The organism is Ruegeria sp. CJ9 (assembly GCF_056536625.1).
Window position 1 is genome coordinate 1 of sequence record NZ_JBQFPY010000020.1, and the last position, 6994, is coordinate 6994.

5 protein-coding genes are annotated in these 6994 nt (G+C 52.6%); all 5 read left to right on the forward strand.

What is annotated here, in order from left to right; all coding sequences use genetic code 11:
• Positions 1 to 158 precede the first annotated feature (158 nt).
• Complete coding sequence (locus ACR0AJ_RS20890; RefSeq protein WP_480741840.1) at positions 159 to 734, forward strand: recombination protein NinG; 576 nt, start codon at positions 159 to 161, stop codon at positions 732 to 734.
• A gap of 992 nt (positions 735 to 1726) precedes the next feature.
• Positions 1727 to 3175, forward strand: a complete 1449-nt coding sequence (locus ACR0AJ_RS20895) for a class I SAM-dependent DNA methyltransferase (RefSeq protein WP_480741842.1) — start codon at positions 1727 to 1729, stop codon at positions 3173 to 3175.
• Positions 3172 to 4323 (forward strand): restriction endonuclease subunit S, encoded by a 1152-nt coding sequence (locus tag ACR0AJ_RS20900; protein WP_480741843.1) that lies wholly within the window; start codon positions 3172 to 3174, stop codon positions 4321 to 4323. The genes ACR0AJ_RS20895 and ACR0AJ_RS20900 overlap by 4 nt, the downstream gene beginning before the upstream one ends.
• Positions 4324 to 4338: 15 nt before the next feature.
• Positions 4339 to 4662, forward strand: a complete 324-nt coding sequence (locus ACR0AJ_RS20905; RefSeq protein ID WP_171125577.1) for a hypothetical protein — start codon at positions 4339 to 4341, stop codon at positions 4660 to 4662.
• Between the two features lie 28 nt (positions 4663 to 4690).
• Positions 4691 to 6994 (forward strand): EcoAI/FtnUII family type I restriction enzme subunit R (gene hsdR / locus ACR0AJ_RS20910; RefSeq protein ID WP_480741845.1); only part of this gene is annotated, 2304 nt, incomplete at its 3' end.

A 6994-nucleotide genomic window follows, 5' to 3' on the forward strand; every position in this document is an offset into this window, starting at 1 on the left:
TTGCATCTCGCGGAACGCCTGAGAGACAGCTGCTAGGCCGCTCTTAGCGTTAATTTGGCAACTCCCTCAAACACCTGAAAATAAATATGATTCAATTACGCCCGACCTATGAGTACAACAATAAGCTAAATTCTAGCTCCAACCCAGAGATCAAGTAGATGGCCGCTGACGAAACTAGCACCAAAACGGCAAAGCCGAAGGCACATAAGAGCTGCAAGCATTGCAAGAGTCGATACACGCCGTTCAGAAAGACCTCCCAATACTGCTCCGATAGCTGTCGAGTTTTAGCGCACAACAAACGCAAGGCTGAAGCCGCTGCCGCATCGGTCAAACACGAAGAGCGCATGCAACGCTCTCTACGTTGGCATCGTAATCAGGAGCATCTTCGACATCATTCTGATGACGACCTCAGGGTCCTCATAGAAGCCAAATGGCAGGACCAGTTGGAAAGAGATCATAACAGACGAGTGTTGGCCAAAGAGCGTTACGCTTACCGAAAAGCACCTGAGCAAAACATGATCACCTGCCATGAGGTCAACAACGACGGTGAGGACAGACAACAGAAGGTCGAAGAGTGCCGACCAGCTTCCAAGACTAATGAAGCAACTGTGACGACAACACCCATTAAGGTCGAGATAGGTCCGACCAAGCAGAGACCTTATCCAAAGATCGAGACCAAGCGTAAGCGGGTATTTGTTGCAAATAATCCGACAAATCTTACTGGCCAAAAGTAGCAAACGCAGATGACAGACCAGCCTTGAGCAAAATGATATTAGTGGTCATCACAACATCGTTGAACAACGACAGGCTAGTATCTTCATCGAGCAAAACCTGAGATAGGCCCCTCAGGGTGTCTCTCGATCATGGTATTTAGCTAGATTGAATTGCTGTCGTTGGTGGGTGGTCCACCCCCAACAACGTTATCCTTGGTCTATCTCATCTGGTCTGAACATCAGGTAGTTGCCTGATGAATGTATCCAGATGAACTCCCTAAACACTAGTGACGTAATGCGCTGGCCTGTGTCTCAACATTCAGGTCCTCTCTCTATAGTGGCGTCACGCTAACTCCAATAGGACAGCCCATGATATCAATAACCTGCCACCAGTGCGGGGCGTCTTTCTATGCGCAACGCTCATCAGCAAAGTTCTGCGACGCGACTTGTCGCAAAGCCTCATCACGAGGAGGCGTTCCCGAGAACCGTACAACTTCACCAACGAAGCGCCGTCGAGAGGACGAACTGTTCAACCTCCATATGATCCTTTGCAAAACCTACTACAGGATGCCTCCTGCAGACCGCCCAGCCTACCTAGAAGGTCTGATTGACCGAGCGCGAAATGGCGACAATAGCGTCAAAGAAATTCTGACCAACTTGTATCTCCTGAAGGCTAAGGAGGGGAGCAAAGTCTACAACTACCGAGGATCCAGAGCATATCCAACGATACCTCAAGAGGCCTCTCGGTTTGTCACAGCAAATTGGGGTGTTTCGATTGGTGACGCGGTCGCCGCTTAGTCATGCTACCCTCGCTGCCACGGCGGGGGAAGCCATGCCAGGCACCATTGCTAGTTAGATACGATGCAAATCTCTGTCCCTGTGCCGACCTTTTTTGAGACAGCGTTCCAGATGGCTCGTCGCTTGGAAATAATGTCGTCGCAACCCGACTTGAATGCGGTTGATCTTTGCACCCTCAGGTGGAACTGTGCGGACAATCAAAAGAGCAGGAAGACATGTACGAGAACGCGTTCAACAAGATCGAGCGGGACCTCCGCGCCGAAGAAGGCATCGCCAACGAGCTGGACTATGTAGAGCAGACATCTTGGGTCCTATTCCTCAAGTATTTGCATGACCTTGAAAGCGAGCGACGCGACAGAGCCGAACTGGATGGCGAAGACTACGCGCCCATCATCGAAGGCGACTATCGCTGGGACAAATGGGCGGCACCCAAGGTCAACGGAGAGTTTGACCATAACGCAGCACGTATCGGCGATGACCTGATCAAGTTCGTAGATCAAGAGCTGTTCCCGTATCTCGCGGCTTTCCGTCAGTCTGCCACCGGTCCGCAAACGATCCAGTACAAGATCGGTGAGGTGTTCACCGAGCTGCGCAACAAGTTCCGCTCTGGATACATCCTGAGGGACGTCTTGGAGGCCGTAGACGGCTTATCGTTCAACACCCAAGCCCAGCGCCATGAACTCTCAGAACTGTATGAAACCCGCATCCGTCGCATGGGTAATGCAGGTCGTAACGGAGGCGAGTACTACACCCCACGTCCGCTAATTCGGGCAATGATTAAGGTAACTGATCCCAAAATCGGAGAGACGATCTATGACGGTGCTGTAGGCTCCGCTGGCTTCCTCTGTGAAGCCTACGACTATATGCGCACTGACAAACTGTCGGCATCTGATTTCGAGACGCTGCAGACCCATACCTTCTACGGACAGGAGAAGAAGGGTCTCGCCTACGTCATCGGCATCATGAATATGGTCCTTCATGGGATCGAGGCACCCAACCTGATCCACTCCAACACGCTCAATGAAAACGTGATGGATATCCAAGAGAAAGACCGCCACGACATCATCCTTGCAAATCCTCCTTTCGGGGGCGGAGAACGGCGGGAGGTGCAGCAGAACTTTCCGATAAGGACAGGAGAGACGGCCTACCTCTTCCTGCAACACTTCATTCGCAAGCTGAGAGCTGGTGGCAAGGCGGCGGTCGTTATCAAGAACACCTTCCTCAGTAATACCGACAATGCCTCTATCGCGCTGCGCAAGGAGCTGCTGGAGGCGGCAGAGTTGCATACAATCCTCGATTGTCCTCAAGGGACTTTTCAGGGTGCTGGAGTGAAGACGGTGGTGCTGTTCTTCGAGAAGGGCGCACCCACAAGAGACATCTGGTTCTATCAGCTCGATCCCGGTCGCAGCTTGGGTAAGACCAACCCGTTAAACGATGACGATCTTGCTGAGTTTGTGGAGCTGCAGAAGACAAGACCCAACGGGCCACAAAGCTGGATCGTAAACCGAGCCGATCTTGACGAAGAAACTTACGATCTATCTGTGAAGAACCCCAATGCACCTGAGGAGGCTCCTTTGCGGTCTCCCGAGGAAATCATTGCAGACATGCTGGCACGGGATGCAGAGACAGCCAAGGTCCTCGAAGATATTCGGGGGATGCTGTGACAGCCAACTGGTCTGAAACGACGATAAAAGAACTTGCGGTCGTCGATTGGGGTAACACAAAACTCACAAAGAAGGCTTTCGTGGAAGATGGCCCTTTCCTCGGAGTGTCTGCGGCAGGTTGTGACGGTCGGATGAGCCACGCTGAACACAAGAAAAACACGCCTGTTCTTTCCGCCATTGGCGCTCAGTGTGGCCGCATGTTTATGCCCAATGAAGACTTCACAGCGATCAAGAACACGATCACACTGACACCTGTTTCGGATCTATGCGACCCGTTTTTCCTCTACTACCTGATGACGTTTGTCGATTTACCTCAACGCGGAGCTGGACAACCTTTTATCTCAAAGGGCGATATTCAAAAGTTTCGCGTCAAAGTTCCACCCCTGGAAGAACAACGGCGGATCGTTGCGATACTGGACGAGGCCTTCGAGGGTCTGGCTCGCGCCCGTACCCACGCCGAAGCCAACCTCCAGAACGCGCGGGAGTTGTTTGAGCGACAGCTCGGTGACTGTTTCTCCGAGACGCCAAAGCACTGGGTTTTACGAAAGCTGAAGCAGATCACCTCAAAAATTGGTAGCGGTGCGACACCTAAAGGCGGCGCAGGCGCATACAAGACTGAGGGAATATCTCTTATTCGGAGCCTAAACGTTCATGATCGATGGTTTAAGGAGGAAAAACTCGCATTCATTGACGATGAGCAAGCAGACAAACTCAGCAACGTGATTATCGAGGAGCGCGATGTATTGCTTAACATTACCGGAGCCTCCATTGCACGATGCTGCGTTGCTCCCTCCGAGTTTTTGCCAGCTCGGGTCAATCAGCACGTTTCTATTATTCGACCAGATCACGCCGTTCTATCTCCGAAATTCCTTGCTTTGATGCTGACATCTAAGCCCTACAAGGACGGCCTACTGAAAACGGGCGAAGACAATGGATCAACGCGACAGGCACTTACGAAAGCACTGATTGAAAATCTTGAGGTCGCCTTCCCGCCAGACGTGGCGGAGCAGGAAGCTGTGGCTCTTGATTTGGAGGCTGCTGAGCTGAAGTCGAAAGACCTTGCCGAAACCTATCGGATTAAAATCCAAGATTTGGACGACCTCCGCCAATCACTTTTACAAAAAGCCTTCGAGGGCGAATTGATATAGAGAAAGGGTTTTCTGATGACCAAAAAGAAGATCTCCAAGAAACGCGCAGAACTGCTTGCCGAATTGGAGCATGTCATCGGGAGCAACTGCTACAACGGGAATATCCAAAATTGGGGTCCAGGCGGTGCGTATTATGGCGAGGGTCGAACCTTTCGGTACCCGCTAACCACGGTTGACCAAAACGGAGAGAAGCGAAAGGCGTACTCGCCAGCGCGGACACTTTCGCCGGAAGTTCTTTCGACAGGCTACTATGCGTTTGGAGCTAACCGCCTTCATATTATCACCGCTCTTGATGAAGTGTTACGCCACCTCGAAGAGAAACATGGGTTGAAGCTATAGTGCGGTTGATCCGAGTGAGAATTTCTAAATGAGCATTCACGACGAAACTGAAGCAGACACCCGAGCAGAAAGAATTGATCCCGTCCTCGCCGCTGCTGGTTGGGGACAGAACGGCTCGCGGGTGCGTCGTGAAGTTATCTGCCCTGGTCGCATCCAATCCGGTGGTACACGAGGACGCGGTCTATCCGCTGACTACGTGTTGATCCACAAAGGCCAAAAGCTCGCGGTACTAGAAGCTAAGCGAGCCGGCGTCAGCCATCGTAATGGCGTCGGTCAGGCCAAAGACTACGCAACCCGGCTCGGCTCACGGTATGCTTATGCGTCCAACGGGTTGAACTGGTACCAAATCGATATGACGACCGGGGCGGAAGGCGATCTGGCTCTCCCATTCCCTACACCGGATGAACTTTGGGACCTTACATTTGCAGTTAAGAACGACTGGCGGGAACGCTTCGGAGCGGTGGATTTCGAGGCAGATGGCGGCAAGTGGGAGCTGCGATACTACCAACACAATGCCATTACTGCGGCTCTGGAGGCTCTGGCAAATGGCGACAAGCGCATACTGCTAACGCTGGCAACAGGGACAGGCAAAACCTCTATTGCCTTCCAGATCGCTTGGAAGCTGTTTCAGGCAAAATGGAACCTGTCTGGGGAGCCAGTCAGGCGTCCTCGTATCCTGTTCCTAGCTGATCGAAACATACTCGCTGATCAAGCCTACAACGCATTCTCGGCCTTCCCTAACGACGCCGTCACACGCATCGATCCCGACACAATCCGTAAGAACGGCGGCAAACCTCCAAAGAATGCAAGCCTGTTCTTCACCATCTTTCAAACCTTCATGACTGGTGAAGGTGATCCGGTTTATATGGACTATCCCCCGGACTTCTTCGACTTCATCGTAATTGATGAGTGCCACCGAGGCGGTGCTAACGACCAGAGCGAGTGGCGTCACCTGCTGGAATACTTTGAGACAGCCGCGCAGCTTGGTCTCACAGCTACCCCCAAGCGCAAGCACAATGCCGACACCTACGCTTACTTCGGCGAACCGGCTTATACCTACGCACTGCGGGACGGTATCGAGGACGGTTTCCTTACGCCTTTCAAGGTGCGTCAGATGGCAAGCACCATCGATGAGTATGTCTATGACGGTTCCGACGATGTTATTGCCGGAGACATCGAAGCTGGTGATGCGTTCACCGAGAGCGACTTCAACACCCGTATCGTAATTGAAGAGCGCGAGCTGAGCCGTGTGCAAGAGTTCATGAGCCAGATAGACCAGCGACAAAAGACTTTGGTCTTCTGCGCAACGCAGGATCATGCCGCACTGGTCCGCGACCTCATCAATCAGGTCAAAGATAGCACCAACCCAAACTACTGCCACCGCGTGACCGCTGACGACGGCGCAGTTGGTGAACAGCACCTTCGCGACTTCCAGGACAACGAAAAGACGATACCGACGGTTCTGACCACTTCGCAGAAGCTCTCGACGGGCGTCGATGCGAGGAACATCCGCCATATCGTTCTGATGCGCCCAATTCGCTCAATGATCGAGTTTAAGCAGATCATCGGTCGGGGGACACGGACCTTTGAAGGCAAAGACTTCTTCACTATCTGGGACTTCGTGAAAGCGCATGAGAACTTCAACGATCCTGAATGGGATGGGGAACCGCTTGAGCCTGAAGCGCCCCGAGGTCCTCGTGTTCCACCGAGCGAACCCCCGGTAGATGAAGGTGAACCACCAGAAACCGGTGAAGATGCGGATGACCTCCCCCGAGAGAAGATCCAAGTCGCGCTCTCGGATGGGACAGTTCGCAATATCAAATACATCGCGGCCACCACCTATTGGAGTCCCGAGGGCAAGCCGATCTCTGCGGCGGAGTTCCTGAAGAGACTTTTTGGTGATCTTTCTGGGATAGTTGCGGACGAAGACCAGCTGCGGACGGTGTGGAGTGACCCTGACAACCGCGAACACTTTCTCGGACAACTGTCTGACCGAGGATATGATCAAGACAGGCTCGACGACATTCGACGGTTAGTTGATGCCCCAGAGAGCGATTTGTTTGATGTCCTCAGCTACATCCTTTTCACAAACACCCCCAAGACTCGATACGATAGGGCAGACCGTCTGAGAGAAGGGTCGATGGACGTCTATGATGCGGAGACTAAAGACTTATTGCTCGGCATCCTCAAGGCCTACGAAACAGATGGTGAAAGTGAATTGGCAACTAAAAAATTGGGGCAATTTCTGGTGGCGCGGTACGGCAGTATCGGCGAGGGCAAAGAGAAACTAGGAGGCCTAGCAGCTGTCTCTCAGGCGTTCCGCGAGATGCAG